Here is a 938-nt window from a genome sequence, read left to right on the forward strand (position 1 = left end):
GTCTTCCTCGCCCCGTTCACGGGGAGAGGGTGGTCGCGAAGCGACCGGGTGATGGGCAGCGCCGGGGTTGCAGGCAAAACACCAACATTCGCGCCGCCCCTCATCCGCCTGCCGGCACCTTCTTCCCGTAGACGGGGAGAAGGAAGCTTTCAGAGCCGCCCCAGCCGCTCCACCAACAGCGCGAAGAAGCCGTCATGGTCGATGTCGCGCATCACGGTGGCGTTCTTTTCCCGCTTGGTGACGCCCCACCAGTCGATCACCGTCATGCCCATGGTGAGCTCCGACGCGGTCTCCACGCTGACATTGCAGCGGCGACCCTTGAACAGTTCCGGCTTCAGGAGATAGGCGATCACGCACGGATCGTGCAGTGGCCCGCCATCGGTGCCGTATTTCTCCTCGTCATAGCGTTCGAAGAACTCCAGCATCTCGGCGGTCGCGGTGCCGACCTTGGTGCCGAGCTGGCGGAAAGCCTGTATGCGCTTTGACGAGGTCAGCGCCTTGTGGGTGACGTCGAGCGGCATCATCACGATCGGGATGCCCGATTTGAACACCAGATCGGCGGCCTGCGGGTCGACATAGATGTTGAATTCGGCGGCCGGGGTGACATTGCCGCCCTCGAAGAAGCCACCGCCCATCAGGACGATTTCCTTGATGCGGGGCGCGATCCTGGGCTCGCGGATCAGCGCCAGCGCGATGTTGGTCAGCGGTCCGAGCGGGCACAGCGTGATCGTGCCGCTTTCTTCGCGCATCAGCGTCTCGACGATGAAATCGACCGCGTATTGTTCCTGCAACGGCATGGTCGGCTCGGGCAGCTGGGGGCCGTTCAGCCCGGTCTTGCCATGCACTTCCTCGGCGGTGACCAACTCGCGCGTCAGCGGCCGGATGGCGCCTGCATAGACCTTCACGTCTGGCCTGCCGGCCAGCTCGCAGATCTTGCG

1 protein-coding gene is annotated in these 938 nt (G+C 64.2%); it reads right to left on the minus strand.

Annotated features, from left to right (window positions below; translation table 11 throughout):
• Window positions 1-149 precede the first annotated feature (149 nt).
• Window positions 150-938 (minus strand): nucleoside hydrolase (locus EOA28_RS37005; protein WP_148671169.1); only part of this gene is annotated, 789 nt, incomplete at its 5' end.

The sequence above is a fragment of the Mesorhizobium sp. M2A.F.Ca.ET.067.02.1.1 genome (assembly GCF_004023285.1).
Lineage (GTDB): Bacteria > Pseudomonadota > Alphaproteobacteria > Rhizobiales > Rhizobiaceae > Mesorhizobium.